Origin of the sequence: Adhaeribacter aquaticus DSM 16391 (assembly GCF_000473365.1) — a bacterium.
GTDB classification, from domain to species: Bacteria; Bacteroidota; Bacteroidia; order Cytophagales; family Hymenobacteraceae; genus Adhaeribacter; species Adhaeribacter aquaticus.
In genome coordinates this window covers 2,695,945-2,714,676 of sequence record NZ_KI421517.1, presented here as the reverse complement: position 1 = coordinate 2,714,676, position 18,732 = coordinate 2,695,945, and the positions used below count along the sequence as shown (strand labels likewise).

Genomic DNA, 18,732 nt, shown 5'->3' with positions numbered 1-18,732 from the left:
CCAGTTACCACTACTTAATCAAAAGCGCCTGCTGAGTATTCCTGAAATTGGGGGAACTATATCAAACTAGGCATGGCAGTAGAAATAAATGGCGCCCCGTTAACATTCACAGCCCAAATCGAAGATAAAGACTTTGATAAAGGCATTGAAAATATCCTTCGAAAAACAAAGGCGTTGCAGGATGCCGAAATGAAGCGTTTTGAAGTTGGTATCAAAAAGCAAACCGAGTACAATAAGTTATTGCTCCAAAACCCGGGAGTTAATAAAAATCTGGATGCAGAAACAGCCTTACAGGTTAAGGCGTTTCAAAAGCTGGAGGCTGCTTTAAATAAGCTCAAAAAAGATAAAGAGGACCTGAATGCAGCTTTTGCTAAAGGGAATACGGGTCAGGATGTTTTCCGGGCTAAATTAGCTGAGATCGTTCAGGAAGAGCAGAAGCTGGCCAAGACCATGGCTGAAGTTAGCATACAACTATCCAAGTCAGACTCTTTACAGAAAGCCGGAACAGCTGCTATTACAGCTAAACGCAGGCAATTAGAACAGTTAGAACAGGCCTATTTAAAGCTGTCCACAGCAGAGCAAGGTGGTGACAAGGGTAAATCCTTGCAAAACAACATTGCTAATGCCAAACAAGAGTTAAAGAGCTTAGAAGGAGCTTTTCGCTCGCTGAGTAATAATGCTTTTAATAATCTGGCCGGCAAAGTACAGCAACTGGAAGAATTTAAACGCGTTGCGGATGAGATCCAGGGTACAGATGGACTATCCTTTGAAGTAGACTTTGGTTTGTTGCCAGAAAAAATGGAACAACTGGAGACCCTTAAAAAGGAACTGGCGGAGCTGGAAGAAACAAGGTCTGCTAAACTTAATCTTACAACTGATTTTGATAAAGTTGCAGAAGATATTCAGGCATATGAAACAGCTTTAAGCTCCTTAAATGAAAAAGAATTGGCGCTGACCAATTCCATTGATGACCGGGCCGCTTCTTTGCTCAAAAATGAGGACATTCAGAAAATTGCTACTGCTAATGTGGAAGATCAGATAGCTAAACTGGAATCCTTAAAACTTTCTTACAGCCAGCTTTCAGAAGAAGATAAAGGTAGCAACAGAGGTTTAGCCCTGGCCAGCAGCATTGAAAAATTAAAAGGTGAAGTAGAAGGGTTAAATGCCGCTTTAAAGGATACCGGTAGCGGCGTCAGTAATGAGACGGCTGCTAAAATTCAGGGAGTGGTTCAGCTGAAAGACCAGTACCGTAGCCTTCTAACCATCCAAAAGGAGCTGGCTAATGTTAAGGTGTCTAAAATTGATTTAGAATCTAATTTGAAGTCAGCCGCCATTGATGTTGATACTTACGGCAAAAGTCTGCAAAACCTGGAAGATCAGGAACGGGACTTACTGGTTGCCTACCAAAAACAAAGCGATGCTATTCGCCTGAATGCAGAATTTCAAAAGTCCGGAACGGAGTTAATCAAGGAAAGAACAAAAGAGATTGCCAAGCTAAAAGCTGCTTATCAAAACTTGCCCACCTCATCTAAAATTGATGTTTCAGTAGGTGGCGAAATGAAAGCTAGTATTGCGGAGCTGGAACAGGAATTAACTACTCTTAAAAATATCCTGAACAATTTAGACAGTTCGGGTAATTTCAATAAATCAGCAGCCAGCGCCCAACAATTCCGGAAGTCCATTGAATCCATTGAAATAGAAATGGCCTCCTATGAAGCCATTGTTCGAAAAGCAACGGATCCGGGAATTATAAAACAATATACTGCGGAAATCAAAAAGCTTCAGAAAGAAATTCAGCAGATGAAAAATGCCGGGGCTGAAGGGTATGACCGGTGGGGCAGGCCTCTGAAGGAACAACTAAGCATCATTGGCCGGTTAGAACGCGCTGCCCAGCTTTATAAAAATGCGATTGCAACTGCTACCGACCCGGATAATATTACCAAGTACAATAAAAAGCTGGAGGATGTAGAAACCAGACTTACCCGAGCCCATAATGCCGGCAGAACCGGGTTTGATGCTGTAGGTAATGCTATAGAAAAAAACAATAACAAATTAAGTCAGTTTAGGGGCACTTTGGTAAACATTGCCGGTGCTTTTGGCCTGGTGGGGTTGGTGGATACCCTAGTAGACTTTGGCCGGGAGTTAGTAGGTGTTTCTGTAAAAGCGTCCGGAGTTGATCGGGCCTTTTCCAAAATTGGTGATGCTACCTATTTAGAGAAATTACGGAAGGAGACAAAAGGCTTTGTCAGTGATTTTGAACTGGAAAGGCTTACCGTAAAAGCCAATAACCTCAACATCCCATTGAAAGATATGGGTACTTACTTATTGTTTGCATCCACCCGGGCAAAGGAAACTGGTGAATCGGTTGAAAAAATGACCGACGACATTGTAGAAGGACTGGGGAAAGAATCCTTGCGGATTATTGATAACCTGGGTATTTCTCAAAAAGCGGTACGGGAAGAAATGAAAGCTGGTGGCACTATGGCGGAAGCTGTAGGTCGTATTATGCGCCGGGAAATGGGAGAAGCGGGGGTTGAAGTTGACACCTTGGCGGATAAAACCAACCGGATGTCTGCTACCTGGGATAACGCTAAAAAATCAATAGCTGGTTTCTTTACCCGCTTAGCAAACCCACAGGGAGCAAACGACCAGGTAATAGGCGCTCTTACCAAAAGGGCAACCGACCAGTTAAAATTTGATAAAGCTAATGCCGACCAAAGACAAAGAATTATTAATGACCAGATAAAAAAGGTAGCTGATCTTTCTAAAGCTTACGAGCAAGCCCAAAGAACTGCGGCTACTTCTAATAGTGGTTTGGATGGAGGCCGGGCGGATCGGATGGCTAAACAGGCTGGAGAAGAACTACAGGCAGCGAAAAATGTACTACAAACCATTAAGGAGCAAAACCGGGAGTTCGAGAAAAAAGAGCGCATTAACCGGGGTAATCTGACTATTGCTGAAGCTGAAGAAAGATTGGCCAAGGCTCAGGAAAATTTGCAAAACACCGACGATGATGCGACCAGAAAGAAATACCAGAAACAGGTTGATGATTACACCAATCAGCTAGAGGTATTACGGAGAAATGGGAATGCTGAATTTGGGAAGCTCTTGTCCGATGTAGACACCAACTATAAGAAGTTGGTGGATATGGCTACGGATGAGGAAGATTTAAAACAAATTCAGGAAGGCTTACGCAAAAAGATTGGCAGCTTAGCCCCTAATGATAAAGAAATTGGGAGGTTGCAGGTTAGGCTTAAAGAGGTAAATAAATTACTGGAAGGGTACGAGATCAAGGAAAAGGCCAAAGGACAGGCTTTAGATAACAGGTCCTATGAACAGCGTATTGCCTTACTTCAAAAGTTAGCTGAGTTAGAAACCAAGTATAACGCCAAGAACTTGTCTCCGGATGAATTAGCCAATGAACAGCTGCAGGATGAATTTAAGAAAATGGCTAATGAGATCGGGAAGTTTAACCGTGATCCAAAAAATAAAATTAAAATACCTGTTGCCAGGTTAGAAGAGTTACGGGTAAAAGCCACGGCCGACCTGGTGTATAAACAGGAAACGGAAAAGTTAAAAATCGAGATGGAAAGGCAAAAAGGCATATTCCAGGAATACGAAAACTTTAAACTGGTAGTAGGTAAAGAAGAAGCGGATAAAAGATTTGCTTACGATAAGAAAGCGTTTGATAATTACGGGGCTTATGTTGAAAGTGAATTAGCTAAAATGGATACGTCCAAAAACTTAACCCCTGCAGAACAGCAGAAATTTGATATGCTTAAAAATGAATCTAAGGCATATTGGGAACAGGAGCGGAAGTTACGTACCCAAAATCTACAAGAGGCTTTGGTAGCTACGGCTACATTTGAACAACAACGAGCAACTATCATAGCTAAATTTGCTAAACTGGCACAAGAACTTCGAAATACAAAACCAAACCAGAATGTAGATCGGGAGATTCAGGAACTTAATCGGTTAATGCAAGTCGAAATAAATAATGCCGCCGATGCAGCCCTTAAAAAGACTAAGATTTATCAGGATGCCAGCAAGCAAGCTATTGACTACACCAAGGCTGAATTAAAAGCACAAATTGAAGCAACTAAAAAAGTATTAGAGCTTACGAAAGGAAATAATCTAATACCCGACACTTTTAGAACAGATTTAGAAGCTGAATTATCAGGTTTAACCTTTACCCTTGGTTTAGACGATTCCAGTATGGAGGAAATTGAAGCCGATATAGCCAAGATAAATCTTGCTCTTGCTGATATAAATATAGGTCCAGAAGTACGGCAAAATTTAGAAAAACAGTTAGGTACATTAGAATTAAAGCTAAAATTCAAAACAGATGGAGCTTACCTGGCTAATTTAAAAAAGGAAAAACAAAGAATTGAAAAAGCTTTGTCTAGCTCCCTAACTACACCCGAAACAGCGGCAGAATTGCGGGATAAATTAGCGGGAGTAAATGAAGAAATAGATAAAGCCGAAAAAGGGTTTGGTGAAATAGCAGAAAGATTACAAAAAGTATCTGTGCTTTTAAATGCGGCAGCTAACCTGGTATCCAAGATTGATGTCGAGGCAGGAAAAGCTTTAAATACATTTTCTGGTATTGCCAGTAGTGCAGGTGCCATATTTGCAGGCTTAGCATCAAAAGACCCGCTTGCCGTTCTTACCGGTTCAATAGGTGTGATATCCGGACTGGTAGACTTAATGGATCGTTCAGATGAAAAAAGAGAGGCGGCTGCCAAAAGACAACAGATAGCGTTAGAAAAAACTAAATCTGTCTTGCAGGAAATGTCCCGCTTATTATCTGATCAGGCTAGAGCTATAGAGAGAGCTTTAGGGGTTGATAAAATAACTTCTTATAAGGACCAGCTTAATTTGATTAATATCCAATTCCGGAAAACGATAAGCGACCTTACCAACCTAAAATTAAATATTACAGTCCAAGGCCGCCGTAGAGGAGAGCAGGAAATACAAAGCTATGCCATTGCTTTAAAGAATTTAAATGACCTCATAAACCAAACAGGCCGGGGCACGAGTCGCCCTGTTGAAGGTGGATTAGATACGATAGAGGCAGCTTTAGAAGCAAACAGGAAAGTAATCAATGAAATTCAGAAAGACTTAGCCAGTGGTTCCTTGTCGGGTCAAGTTGAGGAATTAAAGGAGTTAATTGCTAAATATCAAGAACTGGAAGAACAGGTAGAGCAGTATAAAGCCAAATTGCAGGAGGTACTAACCGGTACAACATTCGGATCTATAGTGGATTCCATGGCTGATGGTTTTAAGCAAGGCTTCAAAAATGCGGAACAAAGGGCCAAATTCTTTGCCGATACCTTTAAGGATCTAATGAAGAACTCTATTATTGAGAGTTTAAAAATGCAGGCATTAGAAGGCCCTCTTAAACGGTTTTATGATGATTTTGCAAAAGCAAGTGACAGCGATGGAGGGTTGGATGCTGGAGAAATAGAAGACCTTGAAAGAATATATAAGGAGATTCTTACCAATGCGGAAAAGAAGTTTGCAGAATTGCAGAAATTGGCCGGGATAGATTTTGCTGACCCTACTAATAGCAACGCCAACTCCTTGCAAGGTGGTATCGAGAGAATGTCGCAACAAACAGCCGAAATAATCGCCGGCCAACTGTCCGGTATGCGCTTGGGAATTATAGATATAAGTCAAACAGCAAAACAAATTCTGGCCGCCATTATAAGCCCAGGTACGGCAAATATTCCAGCAGCAGGCAATAACACATTCTCTATACCAGGTATGCTTGAGGTGGCTAATAATACGGCTCAAATAGCAGGTTCAAATGAGCGGATTGCTCTTAGTGTATATGACCAACTACAAATTTCAATACAAGCCCTATCTTATCACAAGGAAATAGCACAAAATACCGGGATGACAGCGACAGCAGCAGCACAAATTGTTAAAAACACAGATGCTATTAACAATATGGCTACTACTCTTAAGAATATAGAGAAAAATCAGACATCCGGTAGTAATGCCTTAAATGCCAATGGATTTGGAAGGGGATAAAAAGAATAACTATTTTAAAGCTAAATTTAATATTGTAAAAAAAGATTAATTATGACAGTAGAAGAACTAATCCAAGAAAGAATTAAACTTGAAAAAGACATTATGAGCTTAATAAAGGATTTTCAAGTTAAATCCGGTTTACTTGTAAGTCGGATTGATACAATTGAGCAAGGTAATTATGACAAAAACAACGAATACCAACTTAAAGAAATTGCTGTTAGGATATCAGTAAAGGTTTGATTTTTATTTTTTTAAGTTAAATAATTAATTTTCAAAACGGTATTAAAAGCGCCCTGATTAAAGGGGGCTTTTTTTATGGAATCTGGCTTTATTAAGGAACTCTGTCGTATTTGTAATCCCCAATCCCAAAAACAATAACGTTAACATCTTGCGTGGTTCCACCCATTTCGCTTTTGCCGTTTGGATAAAAAACTTCAAAACTATCTATATTTCTTTTGCTAAGGGTTAATTTATAGGGGTAAACCCTTTTACCGTTAATTATATTTTTCCCGTCAATATCGGCGGAATACATCTCAACTGTGTTTGCATTTGTAAAGTGTAAAAATTCATAAACATCCTCCCTGCTAACTACTGCCTTAAAGCTAAACCTCTTCCAGGTTGTATTAGCAAGTTCTGTTTTAGGAAATTGTATCCCATCTATCTTTGTTTCCTTTTCACACCCGAAGCAAAAGATTGTGAAAAGGATTAATAATAAGTGTTTCATGTTATTGGTTGTCTGGGCAATCGGTTTTATACCAGTTATTCCTGGTCTTCATATAGTTTTTCAGTTGCCTTCTTAAGGCCAGCATTAGGTAAAAACTGATCAGAAATAGTTAAAATTGCATGGATATTATTCCGCAGTTTATCTAGTTTTATTTCTCCTGGGTTTATTGAAGTTTGCAAAAGGTGTAGCGCCATATCAGCAAGTAGCGTGCGTTGTTTCTCCAGCCATCCATCATCTCCAAGTTTTGCTGGATTATCCATGTAACTAGCTTCAACCTGGCTATGCAATTCCCAACTTGTCTTTATAATTTTTAATCGATCATCTATATTCATATTTTATTTTTGGGTTTTGAAATTAGCTGCGCCCTCTTTTACCATTAATCCCAATGGTAGCAACAGCCACAAGGCTAAAAGGAGTTTGGTTTGGTGTTTCATGTTATTGGGGGTTGGTTTGATTAAGAATTAAGTATGGTGTTATAATTGTTTAATATACTCTCAATTCGTTCTTCATCTGCCCCATAATAGAGCCCTTCAATAAGGCTTAAAAATGTCAGAAGCAATTGATATGCTTTGTTGTAAGATAAGAGGATTTGAGAATTAATTTGGCTAAAAACGGTTTCGCCATTTTCTACATGCTCAATTAAAAGTATTTTATCTGGTACTAATAAAAATAATCCTCCATGGGTGTAAATATTCCTATCAATTATAAAGCTGTGGAAAAGCTTTGTAAGGTTCTTTAATTTTCTTGCTGTGTCAAAGTGAGGTATTTGTTTCAAAGGCTCCCATTTCTTTAAAAATTCACTTAAGGTATCTCTTCGCGTCATGAAGTCCATTTTGACTATGGTGCCCTTAATTCTCGGTTTATAATAAGTTTACCTAAAAGGTTTTTTAACTTAAGATTAATGGTTTCAGCATTATTGACACAATTATTAATATGATTTTGGGTCCCGAAATATAAAACGCTATCTCCTTCTGGTGGTGGTATTTCCCCCATATAGAAAACCTCAGTAGCGGTTCCTATTGACAACCCCTGAAAAGCTTTTCGAAAGGGAATGTTAGGGTGGAATATATCGGTAACATCAAAATTATAAAACAATTGGCCCCTCATTATATTACTAGGGAATTGAAATGGTTCCGGGCGTAAAAGTCTCATAATAGAGCAAGGTTTTGTAATTAGATTTAAATGTATAAAAAGATTTGAAACCAGCTTTAAGTGCTAAATTGTATTTTAAAACTAAATTTTCAAAAAAGTCTATAAAAGTAAACTATAAATTCTCTTAGTTTACTTTGGAGATCGAAAGTAAACTATAAATATCCTTAGTTTACTTTCACCAGTAAAAAAAACCACTAATGGTAATTCAATTTGAGAAATATAAATCAGGGGTTAGCGGGATTGGGATTGGTTACTAAAGTAGGGAAAGAAGGGGGAAATTAAAAAAGCCACTGGTTAGAGTGACTTTTTTGTTTATAATTTATTCAAATTTTATATTGAGATTATCTAAATGAGTCTTTTCAAGCTTTTCTGTATACTTATCTAAAATTTTTTGAATTTCCTTGCGGCGAGTTGTGGTTATATTTGGATCATTTAATTGCTGTTCGTATTTGGCAATAATTCCTTCCAAATATCTACAGGCTCGTTTGTGATTAAAATATTGGATCCCGTTACGAATCAAAAAGCTTACACCATGACCTAGTGGAGGTGATAGTAGTACTGCCACCTGTCGTAATGTTTCATCTGGTATTAGTGTAGATAAAGTAGCAAAGAGTGAAGAAAGCCCAATAGAAACACCAGTTTTTTCAGCTTTCGCTTTCCCTTCTGGGGAGTTGGCCATTAATTAAGAATATCTAAAAGCTTTTTACTGTCATTAAAATTAAACTCTTTAGATATTGTTACAGATTTACCTGTATCTTTTCTGGTGATCTTAATGTTTTTGGATTTAGAAGAGGACAATACCATTTTCAAGATACTAAATCCTGCTACCATGGAAGATAAAACCAAGGAGGCAATAGTTATATCATTTAATGGTTCCATTTCTTTATTGATATTATTTGATAATAATAACTTAACTAAAATACTGTTATTGTTATTATTGTTGTGTTGTACAAATGTATAATATTATACAATACTATTATACAAAAAGTTTACAAATATTTACCATAGTTTACCATATTATACCAATTCTTCACACTTGCCTTATCACTTAAAGCATACTTTTTAATATGAGTTAATGGTAGATAGGATTATTAATGAAGTCTCTTAAGAAGAGCCTTTTATTTTATAAATGGCTTAACGACTCGTCCTGTTCTAAGTAAGATATTTTATTAATTGGGTCCCTAAATTAGTACAAGTTACTTTAGCCGTGTCATTCCCTATTTTATGTGCCTCAATAAACCTGTTATTTATTAATTCATTTATTGAGTGAATAATCCTTTCATGGTAACTATGATCATGAATGCTTTTTGCATTCCCATAATCCCTTGTAAATTCCATATACCATTCAGATACAATTTTTGTACCCATTGTAGTTGACATTTGTAATGAAACTATTGGCCAATTCTTATTATCTGTTAAAATAGTTAGCGCTTGCGGTGAGAGTTGTTCAATTTGACTTAACGCGAACTTTTGTTCAGAGAATAACTTCTCAAAATCAGAATTAGTAATATTCTTCAAGACATTGGCTAAATGGTTTGATAATTCAATGTCTGGTGGTGTATTATCTAGTATCCTTAATATCTTATTAAATAAGGTGTTGCCGGCAGGGCTAGTAAGCAGCTTAGTGAGTTTAACAACCGATTCTTGAGTATGGTCTACTTTATCAAAGTAAATGTTTAATAAATAATCCTTTTTAACACCTTTCAATTCATTATCTATATCCTCATTCCAGTTTAATACTGTTTGAATAACTTCCCCTACCTTAAATAGACCTAATATTTTGTCTCTTATAGTTTTTGTGGTTTTAGATTTTATAATTTCTGACTCCTCCTCCGGGGTAAGTTTTACACCATCGAGTTTTTGCTCTAAAGATTTTTTTTGAGCATTAAAATAGTGCTCTGGATGTTCAATTATAGAACGTTTAGCGATATCGCTTATGTTTTCAGCCATTTCAAGTACCGGTTAGCAATGAATTTATATTCAAATATAGCAGGAATAAATATTAAAATTATAACCTTAAAAGTTTGCAAGTAACGAACTTTTGTGTAACTTTATATCATCAATCACGCCGGGAGGCATTAAAAATCTCAACTATGTTAGAAACCTTATTACAAATTGCAAAAGAGAATCCATTCGGATTTACTTTCAACATCCGGACTGCTAACCAGGTTAAATTCGGGGTAGTAGTGGCCTACAAAGAAACCCAAAACTCATTTGGTACTGAAGGCCTTAAAATCGTTATCACCCACGCACAGGCTCACGATCAGATTGTAGGAGGCTGGTTAAACACCGAAAACAACCAGTATTACTTTGATAGCTGCAAAGTATTCAGAAGCCGAAAAGAAGCAATTGAGTTTGGCAGAGAGCAGGAACAACTAGCAATCTTCGACCTGACAAACTTAGAAGAAATCAAACTTTAACAGGAAGGGGCTCCGGCCCCAACCTTTATATATAAAATATTATTAGCCATGAGAAATTTAAATTTATTAGACATAGATAATGAAGTGCGGGAACTCATTCAGGTTTCCAGTGATAAACTACGCGCTTATGCTGGTATTGCCGTTGACATACTGGAGGTGAATGAGAAAACTATACGGATCCACGTAGAGCAAAAAGAACTTAAGAACAATTATATCCTGAACCAGAAGCAGCTCGTTAGCCGAGCCGGCGCCTTATTTACACCACTGGAAAGAAAGTTTAAACTTTACTTCGTGCCAGTTATTTATGTGCCGCCATTAAACCAGGTAACACAAGAATGGATAAACGAGCGCATGCAGGAATTAGGACTTTCCCGAAACGATATTATTAAACAGGTTGGTATTGATAAGGCGACTTTATCCGAAATGCTTTCTGGTGAAAAGGCTTTAACTAAATTCCACAAAGCAACTTTTTACTACTACTTTTTAACCTATGAGTTAAACCGGGATTTCAGGGAATATCAGAATGAATAAACCTAAAAAGGTCTGGGCAGTAGTTCAGGCCTTTTTTGTGTTTGCTGCTAAATCGCTTACCTCTTGCCAAATACCACCTAAAAAACAAAAACTATTTCAGCAATGTGTTTTAATTGTAGGCATGGATTACGAGATCAAAAGAGGCGACACGGTAGTTATAACGGTCCGGCCGGAAGGAGTGGTAAAAGAAGCCATCATGGCCGGGGATTTTGTTACCTTTTCTTTTACCTTACCCCAGCCGGTAGACTTCCGGATTGGGGATTATGTAATTGTTTACCGTAAACGTTATCAATTAAATCAACTACCAGTATACGAAAAGGAAGATAGCAGCGGCGTTTTAAAGTATACCTATAACCTGCAATTTGAATCTGAAGCTTATGACCTGGCCAAGACCGGGTATTATTTCTTAAACGAAAATAACGAATTTAAAACCGTTGATTTTTCCTTAACCGGTACCGCTGATGCCTTCATGGATGTACTTATCCGGAACACCGCCCGCAATGGTGGGGGCTGGGTAAAAGGTGTCGTAGATTTAACCGAAACAAAAACCTTATCCTTTTCCGGGTTAAATTGTCTAGCAGCTCTTTCCACCTTTGCCGTAGAATTTGATCTGGAATGGTGGATTATTGATAAAGTAATTCACCTGACCAAAAGAGCCAAAACCTCTGGCCTGACCTTTGAATATGGGAAAGGGAAAGGATTATATGCCTTACGCAGGCAGAGCGTTAGTAACACCAATATTGTTACCCGTTTAATTGTAGAAGGAGGAACCCGTAATATTCCCGGCGATTACCGCAATTATTCCAACCGCATTAAACTACCAGCATCCGCCGGTTGGGCTTTGGAAAAGAATATTGACAAATATGGCATAATTGAACAGTCAATTATTTTTGAGGATGTTTTCCCTAACCGGGTAGGTACGGTTACCAATGTAGTTGATCCCAATACCTTCTCAGATTCTACCTTAGAATTTAATGTCAATAATTACCTCTTACCCGACGGTACTTCTCCTAAGATTGTTTTTAATACCGGAGCGTTGGCTGGGTATGAATTTGAAAATGCCTCCTTTAATAATATTACCAAAACCTTTGTTATAAACGATAACAAGCAGGAAAAAGCCTTGCAGGTTCCCTCGCTTACATTAAAACCAGCGCGGGGCGATCAGTATATCGTTACGGAAATAACCTTACCGCAAAATTATATTGATTTAGCAGAAATGGAACTTCAGGAAAAGGCGCAGCGGTATCTGGATGAGAACAGCGTACCCCGGGTAATTTACGAAGTTGTACCAGACCCGCTACATTTTAAACGTTCCGGTATTGCCTTAACCTTGGGCGATTATGTACACGTGGTAGATGAACCTTTAGGCGTAGATATTAATCCAAGGATAACAGCTTACGAGCGGGATTTGCACGAGCCACACCGCTATTTATCCATTACCCTGGCTGAACATGTTACGCTCCCGCCCATTGTAAAACAGAAGGTAGAACAGAAGGTGGAACAGATCAAAAATAAACTTGATATGTCCCGGTTTGATAAGGCCGGCTCGGTAACTGTTTTAGGTATGCAACGGGAGATTGTTTTTAAAACAGGCTACCGGGCAGCACCATTGGGGCAGGTATTCGGATCTGTTACCGCTTCCCGCCCCGTCTATTGGAAAGACCTTTCCAACAATGTTTACCTGGCGGGTAGTTTCTTACAAAACAATGCTGGATCACCGTATTCTCCTTTCCAATTACCAGCTGAGTTTACCCCTGGCCAGGAGACTACCTTCCCTGTTTATATAGATACGCTGTCGGGTTATGCCGGTCAGGCTATGATGCGGGTAACCGTTACCGGGGAAGCATTTATTTCTGCTAAACGCCCGGATGGCAGTATGGTAAACGGCAATGAAATTAAGTTTGTGGATTTGTCCGGAGCCAGGTTCTTTATTGGAGCCAGAACTTATGCAAACAAGTTACCCTTTTTACCTTCTGTACTCTTCGGATAGGTAAGAGCTTATAAAAGCAGGTTTATTAAAAAGTATGTTGCTTTATAATTAGATATGGCAGCAGCTTCTAACCGACATAAACTTAACGGAAAAGACTTATTTGATGTCTTTGGTATTGCTGTGGAAGATGGATTGGGAGAGTTTGACACTCCTTTTCCTATTAAAGAAGTTTTAAGCCACAGTTGGCCGGAGGAGTCCGGTAGGGATTTCGATTTGTCGGAAGGCTTGAATTTTGACAGCAAGCAAATCCGGTTAAAATGTTTTATTGTAGCAAACAGCAAAACAGAATTCTACACCAAAAAGCAGGCCTTTGAAGCGGAGATCTGCAAGCCGGGTTGGCAGACCTGGCACAATGTGGACCACTCTAAAGACTATTCGGTAAAGTACGAAGGCGCCAGTAACGGCAACAAGGCCAGTCGGCGGTATGAGAATGTAAGCGTAATTGTTTTTACGTTCGATCTGAATCTTACCGTTCAGCCCACCTTAATGCCCCAATTTGATAACCGGGTTGCCGTGCTGCTAAACGGTGTTTTCTACGCCTATGGGTATCCAGGAAGTACGGTAAATGTTGCGACAGTTAATGGTGGGGCTACGCCTACAATAAGCATTAGCGACGTAACAGCGGTTGACCGTAAAATAACCATTACTGCATCTGGTACGCCTGGTTATGATTTGCAATACAGTATTAATTCCGGGGCAACCTATCAATCTTCTCCCGTTTTTGAGAATGTAGCGGATGGTACCTACACCAATAAAATTATGGCTCGTCTTGTTGGTACAGCTTTTACAGCTACCAGTGACCAGGCGATCACCATAACCTATGTACCTCCAACCCTCCCAGAATCGGTAGAGATTACCAATGTTACACCATACAATAATAGCATTACGGTACTGGCTACGCCTTACAATACCAATAAGGCAATCGAATATTCCAGGGATGGTATAACCTACCAGACCTCTAATGTATTTTCCAACGTTCCTAACGGTGATTACCAGATTTCTGTAAGGTTAATGGGTACTTCAGTTACGGATACCTGGGACAGCCTGGTAAAGGTAGAATATACACCTCCTGCTAATAGCTACAATACGATCCTTTTCCCGGGCCAATCAGTTGGTGGGGTAAGTTTTGCGCTGGATAGTGAGGCCAGTACAGCCTTTCATTTTAATGCTCCCGTGCCTAGCAATCCGCCATTCCCCGCTTCTATGCCAATTTTCTGGCAGAATAACCTAATGATTGGCCTTGTAGATTTTAACGCCGGCGCTATCGGGCAACCGTGTGCTTTTACTTATAACGGAACGATGTATCATGTGCCGGGTGGCTTACAGAATCAGGAGGTCAGTATAGGGTAATGGGAACCATCCGGAAAGGGTTTAATCAGTTTGTTTTTAACGGGGCGAGTATCCCGTTAAACAGCGTTTCCTGGGGTATTGCGGTAAAAGGCATCTACCGGATAAATCTGGTGCGTACGGGCTGGGAGAGCTGGCAACCGGGCCGGACTATTAATGCCTTCGGAAGTTTAGAAAGAGATACGTTTTACCTGATCGAAGCTTACCGGGATTTTACTTTACCCGATGCGCAAATAGTTGTATGTGCTACAGGAGCCGCAAGTGCTGATATTCCAGAGGGTTTATCTCAATTTCTTTTTGCCGGGGAAACAACCAGTTTAGGCTCCTCTTTAGGGAATACTACGGTTTTATATACTTTAAATACCAGCGGAACGGGTTGGTTAAGCTGGATGCCTACGCGGCCCATTAATGCTTTTAATGCCCTTGTTCCGGGTAAGTTCTACTTTGTTAATTCTTCTGCTCCTTTCTCTTTAGCAGGAGCGCAGAATTTGGCGTGTGCAGAAACCTTTGGGAGTGAAAATATAAATGGGGCCCAATATGTTAGGTACACCGATTTAGATGCCGAACTGCCGGAAGTGCCGGACCTTAAAAGGGATTCTAAAAGAGCGCCTAACATGGTGCTCTTTAGGAAGTATCTGCAATCTCCTTATTGGGATAAAACTCAATTTATACAGGAAACAGAAGATTACGAGTTGCCTGATGGAAGCATCGTAAATGATGTGCCGGTTAATAAGCTTAACCCAGATTTTGTAACAAGTATTGCTGGGGCTTTAAAGGGTACTTTTGAAGAGATTAACGCCCTGAAAAATGCCAGTAGTTTACTGGTTCACCGCTATTATACTGTCCTTGATTTTCAAACCATCCATTTTAAAACCGGCACAAGCGAAATCGTAACCGGCCCAACCGAAGAAATAACCCTGTTGGCAACCAGTAGTAACAGTTTTGCAAAACAGGCATGGAGTTCAACGTATTCAAATCATTACATTGAATTTGACTTTAACAATCAGGTTTGTGAAGACAACATAACCCCCCGTAAAGGTAAAATTGAGTTGCGGCGCGACCCGGTAAGCGGCAACGAGGCTGAATTTGATTTTCTGGCGGTTAAACACAAGTTAAACCCGGCTAATGTATTAGACTGGAATAGTGGGGTAACTTATGGACTTGGTGCAGTTCGCAGAGGTTCTAATGGGCATATTTATGCCTCCCGAAAATCAGGCAATATTGGCAACGATCCAATTTTAAGCCCTGATGTTGGATTTACTTTAGGTTTAGCTTATTCAAATGAGTGGTGGGCCTTAATTATGGTAGTTACAGATAACGGCGGGTATTGCTGTTTCACAGGCGGTGGAACGGCAAGAATTGGCCGCTATACTTTTAGCAATTTTACTAGTGATAGTCTGGATTTTTATACCTTCAATACTACCCATAACGGCATACTAGAAAAGGGGAATATTGGCAAAATTGTAAACATAAAGCTTGGTAAAAACCCGTCCAACAACCCGTATGGCGGGAATATTTTTATAGCAACCGACGATGGCGCGACAATCTACGAAAACTACTTAGGCGACAATTCATTTAATAATATTTTTTGGGGAAGTAATATAAACCGCAACCAGTTCGGGAAACGGGCTAATAGTAATTATTTCGGTAGTTATTCCTTTAATAACAATTTCGGTAATGATGCAAGTGGCAACGTTCACCCGTACGGCATTAATGACTCAGGACTCCGCAATAATAATTTTGGTAATTCCATAGTAAATAACAGTTGGGGGTTTGATGTGGCCAATAACAACTTTGGTAACAGCATGTCCGGGAATTGTTTTGCCAGCCGCACCATCTCCAACACCAGTGGGAATTTTTTCAATAATAATATCGCCCGGTATAACTTTAATGTAAACCGGTTTAAAGACTACTGCTCTGGTAATACCTCCGGCCCTAACTTCCTTTCCAACACCTATGATCTTTTCCAGGCCAACACGGTAGGGAATGGCTTTGAAGACAATTGGGGGGAAGATGTTTATTTAAATACGTTCGGAGACAACTGCAAGTACAACCATTTGAATCACATTGTAGGTAGCGCCTTTGCAAACGGATTTAGCCGGAATGTTATGAAATTGGTTAGAGCAAATCCTATCAATAATCAAATTCAAATCCAAGCGCAAAACGTCACCGGAAACAATTTTGGGACGCATGTTAGAACCTTAACTATTAGCCCAGGAGCAACCTTCAATGATAATCAGATAACAGTATCCATTAGTGACAAAATCATTACCGGATCCTATGTCGGCTATAATATTTCTCATAAAACAACTACCGGAAAATTAATTGGGGAAACAGTAGCGGATAGCGAAGGCTTCCCGGTAACCAGAACAGAAATTGTTTAATGACAACAGAACAAATACGCGATTTAATTCAGAACATGCCTACTAATACCTATAGTGTTGACGGACAAACCATTACTATAGGAGCAGGTGTTACCCAGTTAGAAGAACCTACGGCGGCAGGCTGGCAATACCGCTATGAGTTTGAATTCCTGCTTATTCGGGAAAAAGGGAAACTGATTAGGGTAGGGTTTATGCAGCAATTACTAGACCCGAACGGAGAGTTGAAAACGCAGAAAACGGTAGAGTTTACTTTGAGCCGGTGGGATTATGACTACTTCGAGGCCACACTAGGGTTGCCCATCATCAAACCTTTGTTACTTGATGGGTTACTTAAATCTCAAGGCAAACCAAAGTACTTTAACCCGGTAGAGGACGAACCGGCCAATTATCCTGAAACAATAACAGAAGAGTAACCATGAAAAAGATATTAGACTTATTATTCTTGAAAGCCATAGGCTCTTTACACAATTGGGTGTTATGGCTGATCCTGGGCGCCTTAATTACCCTGGCAATAGAAGGCAACAGCAACGATGGTTTTGCAACTAGTACGCTTTGGGTAATTGGCGCCAGTATAGCCGCCGCAGTTATATCTGTTATCTGGAATTTAAAGCGGATTAAGTAATGGTGTTCGCTTCCTTAATAATCTTTCTGGTGGTATTGGCTGGGGCAATGAAAGCCCTGGCTGATGCCATAGCTCACGGTAAAATAATTTATAACGGGCCTTTCTGGTCTAACTCTGGAGAAGCAAAATGGAAGAACGGAGACAAAGCCCAAGGCGAAAAATTTTGGGGTTCTTCTACGTTTTTTGTTGCCCTTACGGATGCCTGGCACCTGGCTAATCTCATTCAGTATGCTTGCTTTTTCGGGGGCATGGTGTGCTTCTTCCAGTTAGGTGTTTACTGTTCGGCTCAGAAAATCAATCCGATTTACCCACTCTTATTCAGCATACTAGCGAAAGTCTTCTTTCATGTGGTATTTGAATTCCTTTACAGTAAAGTCCTAACTAGAAAAGAACATGGCGCTACCTAAAATAACATACCCCGATAAAACCCAAATTAAACCTTATGGCTCTAATGGTTGGAATGCTAAAGATGCTACCGAGGTAAAAGAAAAGCATAATGAGCTTGTTGAGATTATTCTGGAAGAGACAGAAGCAGGGCCAAAGATTAAAAAGGGAGTACTGCATGACCTGATATTTTCAGATGATAATTTCGATAAAACCACGGTAGAAGGGGTTGAAACGGTTACTATAAAAGAATCCTACCGAAATGGAATACTAACCGCCGCAGCTAATGCTGCAAAAGCTTTAGTAGATGCTATAAAAGGTAATAATACCACTGATACCATTGCTTCCTTAAAAGAGACTATTACTACCACTAATCAGGCATTAGCTGGGGTGCTGGAACTCATTGGCCCGGGAGAAGGAGATGAGAATAATGCAGTTAACAACCTTAGAGAAGCCTTAGCTATCCTGCAAAACTTTGCGGAAGGCGTTGATGTGCATGCGCAATTGCAAACAGCGGCTAGTAATGCCAGTAGTGCTTTAACAGGTTTAGTAAGCCGGTTTGAGGAACACACAGTGACAACAACAGGAGCGGCACAAGCTTTAGCTACGGGTAGTCAACCAAGATTGATTACGGTAGAAATAGATAGTAACCGGGATAATGATATTGTTTATATGTACACACCGGGGAAACCTTTAAAAGAATTATTCTGGTTATAATGGGAGCAGGAGAAAGACTTAATAACAAGTTAAAAGCTGACGGTGAGTTTCAGCTAACCAAACACAATTACGATGATATTGCTAAGAACACAGTAGAAGCTAATAAAACAGCTTTAACCGGAACCTTGTATACACCGAGAATACAGCAGGTAAGTGATTATAATTTACTATTAAGAAGTAGCGGAACGGTTGCCCGGCACCAAATGAGCTGGTTCTTTGGCAAGTCTGCCAAAACGATTAATGCAATCGGGGTTTTTATCTTTCGTTTAAAAAGTGAATCCAATATTTCCGATGTACGGGTGCAGGTACTCTCTAAACGGAATGGGGCAGTAACGATTCATTTAGATACTACCTTGTTAGCTGCCACTTTGGCGGCTTATAATACCACCGTTTATTCGGGGAAACCGGAGCATTACGAAAGGAGG

General features: G+C 39.7%; 18 protein-coding genes. 12 read left to right on the top strand and 6 right to left on the bottom strand.

Features of this window, described 5'->3' with window-relative positions:
- Nucleotides 1-72 precede the first annotated feature (72 nt).
- Both ADHAQ_RS0114050 and ADHAQ_RS0114045 read left to right on the top strand, forming a co-directional pair.
- Nucleotides 73-6,036, top strand: a complete 5,964-nt coding sequence (locus tag ADHAQ_RS0114050) for a hypothetical protein (protein WP_026463482.1) — start codon at nt 73-75, stop codon at nt 6,034-6,036.
- Between the two features lie 51 nt (nt 6,037-6,087).
- Nucleotides 6,088-6,276 (top strand): hypothetical protein, encoded by a 189-nt coding sequence (locus ADHAQ_RS0114045; RefSeq protein ID WP_026463481.1) that lies wholly within the window; start codon nt 6,088-6,090, stop codon nt 6,274-6,276.
- 91 nt (nt 6,277-6,367) lie between these two features.
- Here ADHAQ_RS0114045 and ADHAQ_RS0114040 read toward each other — a convergent pair whose 3' ends face one another.
- The 6 genes from ADHAQ_RS0114040 to ADHAQ_RS0114005 form a co-directional block, all read right to left on the bottom strand.
- Nucleotides 6,368-6,760, bottom strand: coding sequence for a hypothetical protein (locus ADHAQ_RS0114040; RefSeq protein ID WP_026463480.1), 393 nt, complete (start codon nt 6,758-6,760; stop codon nt 6,368-6,370).
- 35 nt (nt 6,761-6,795) lie between these two features.
- On the bottom strand, nt 6,796-7,092 hold the full coding sequence (locus ADHAQ_RS0114035; protein ID WP_026463479.1) for a hypothetical protein: 297 nt from the start codon (nt 7,090-7,092) through the stop codon (nt 6,796-6,798).
- Nucleotides 7,093-7,214: 122 nt separating this feature from the next.
- On the bottom strand, nt 7,215-7,583 hold the full coding sequence (locus tag ADHAQ_RS0114025) for a hypothetical protein (protein WP_026463478.1): 369 nt from the start codon (nt 7,581-7,583) through the stop codon (nt 7,215-7,217).
- 648 nt (nt 7,584-8,231) lie between these two features.
- On the bottom strand, nt 8,232-8,591 hold the full coding sequence (locus tag ADHAQ_RS0114015; RefSeq protein ID WP_026463476.1) for a hypothetical protein: 360 nt from the start codon (nt 8,589-8,591) through the stop codon (nt 8,232-8,234).
- Nucleotides 8,591-8,791, bottom strand: a complete 201-nt coding sequence (locus ADHAQ_RS0114010; protein WP_026463475.1) for a hypothetical protein — start codon at nt 8,789-8,791, stop codon at nt 8,591-8,593. The genes ADHAQ_RS0114015 and ADHAQ_RS0114010 overlap by 1 nt, the downstream gene beginning before the upstream one ends.
- A 273-nt stretch (nt 8,792-9,064) precedes the next feature.
- Entirely contained in the window at nt 9,065-9,862 is a 798-nt protein-coding gene (locus ADHAQ_RS0114005; RefSeq protein ID WP_026463474.1) for a hypothetical protein, read from the bottom strand.
- Nucleotides 9,863-10,005: 143 nt separating this feature from the next.
- Here ADHAQ_RS0114005 and ADHAQ_RS0114000 point away from each other — a divergent pair, with 143 nt between their 5' ends.
- From ADHAQ_RS0114000 to ADHAQ_RS28345, 10 genes are all read left to right on the top strand, one after another.
- Entirely contained in the window at nt 10,006-10,332 is a 327-nt protein-coding gene (locus ADHAQ_RS0114000; RefSeq protein WP_034256822.1) for a hypothetical protein, read from the top strand.
- Nucleotides 10,333-10,380: 48 nt separating this feature from the next.
- On the top strand, nt 10,381-10,863 hold the full coding sequence (locus ADHAQ_RS27855; protein ID WP_051359927.1) for a hypothetical protein: 483 nt from the start codon (nt 10,381-10,383) through the stop codon (nt 10,861-10,863).
- Nucleotides 10,856-12,853 carry a phage tail family protein gene (locus ADHAQ_RS0113990; RefSeq protein WP_026463471.1) on the top strand — a complete coding sequence of 666 codons (1,998 nt, stop codon included), beginning with the start codon at nt 10,856-10,858 and terminating at the stop codon, nt 12,851-12,853. Before ADHAQ_RS27855 ends, ADHAQ_RS0113990 begins: the two co-directional genes overlap by 8 nt.
- A 54-nt stretch (nt 12,854-12,907) precedes the next feature.
- Nucleotides 12,908-14,203 carry a hypothetical protein gene (locus ADHAQ_RS0113985; RefSeq protein WP_026463470.1) on the top strand — a complete coding sequence of 432 codons (1,296 nt, stop codon included), beginning with the start codon at nt 12,908-12,910 and terminating at the stop codon, nt 14,201-14,203.
- Nucleotides 14,203-16,584 (top strand): hypothetical protein, encoded by a 2,382-nt coding sequence (locus tag ADHAQ_RS0113980; protein ID WP_026463469.1) that lies wholly within the window; start codon nt 14,203-14,205, stop codon nt 16,582-16,584. Before ADHAQ_RS0113985 ends, ADHAQ_RS0113980 begins: the two co-directional genes overlap by 1 nt.
- Nucleotides 16,584-16,997 (top strand): hypothetical protein, encoded by a 414-nt coding sequence (locus ADHAQ_RS0113975; protein ID WP_026463468.1) that lies wholly within the window; start codon nt 16,584-16,586, stop codon nt 16,995-16,997. The genes ADHAQ_RS0113980 and ADHAQ_RS0113975 overlap by 1 nt, the downstream gene beginning before the upstream one ends.
- 2 nt (nt 16,998-16,999) lie before the next feature.
- Entirely contained in the window at nt 17,000-17,206 is a 207-nt protein-coding gene (locus ADHAQ_RS0113970; RefSeq protein ID WP_026463467.1) for a hypothetical protein, read from the top strand.
- Complete coding sequence (locus ADHAQ_RS0113965) at nt 17,206-17,613, top strand: hypothetical protein (protein ID WP_026463466.1); 408 nt, start codon at nt 17,206-17,208, stop codon at nt 17,611-17,613. The genes ADHAQ_RS0113970 and ADHAQ_RS0113965 overlap by 1 nt, the downstream gene beginning before the upstream one ends.
- The gene (locus tag ADHAQ_RS0113960; RefSeq protein WP_026463465.1) at nt 17,600-18,307 is read left to right on the top strand and encodes a hypothetical protein; all 708 of its coding nucleotides are present in this window, start codon (nt 17,600-17,602) and stop codon (nt 18,305-18,307) included. The genes ADHAQ_RS0113965 and ADHAQ_RS0113960 overlap by 14 nt, the downstream gene beginning before the upstream one ends.
- Nucleotides 18,307-18,732, top strand: a 426-nt coding sequence (locus ADHAQ_RS28345; protein WP_026463464.1) for a hypothetical protein, incomplete at its 3' end; no start/stop codon positions are given. The genes ADHAQ_RS0113960 and ADHAQ_RS28345, both read left to right, overlap by 1 nt.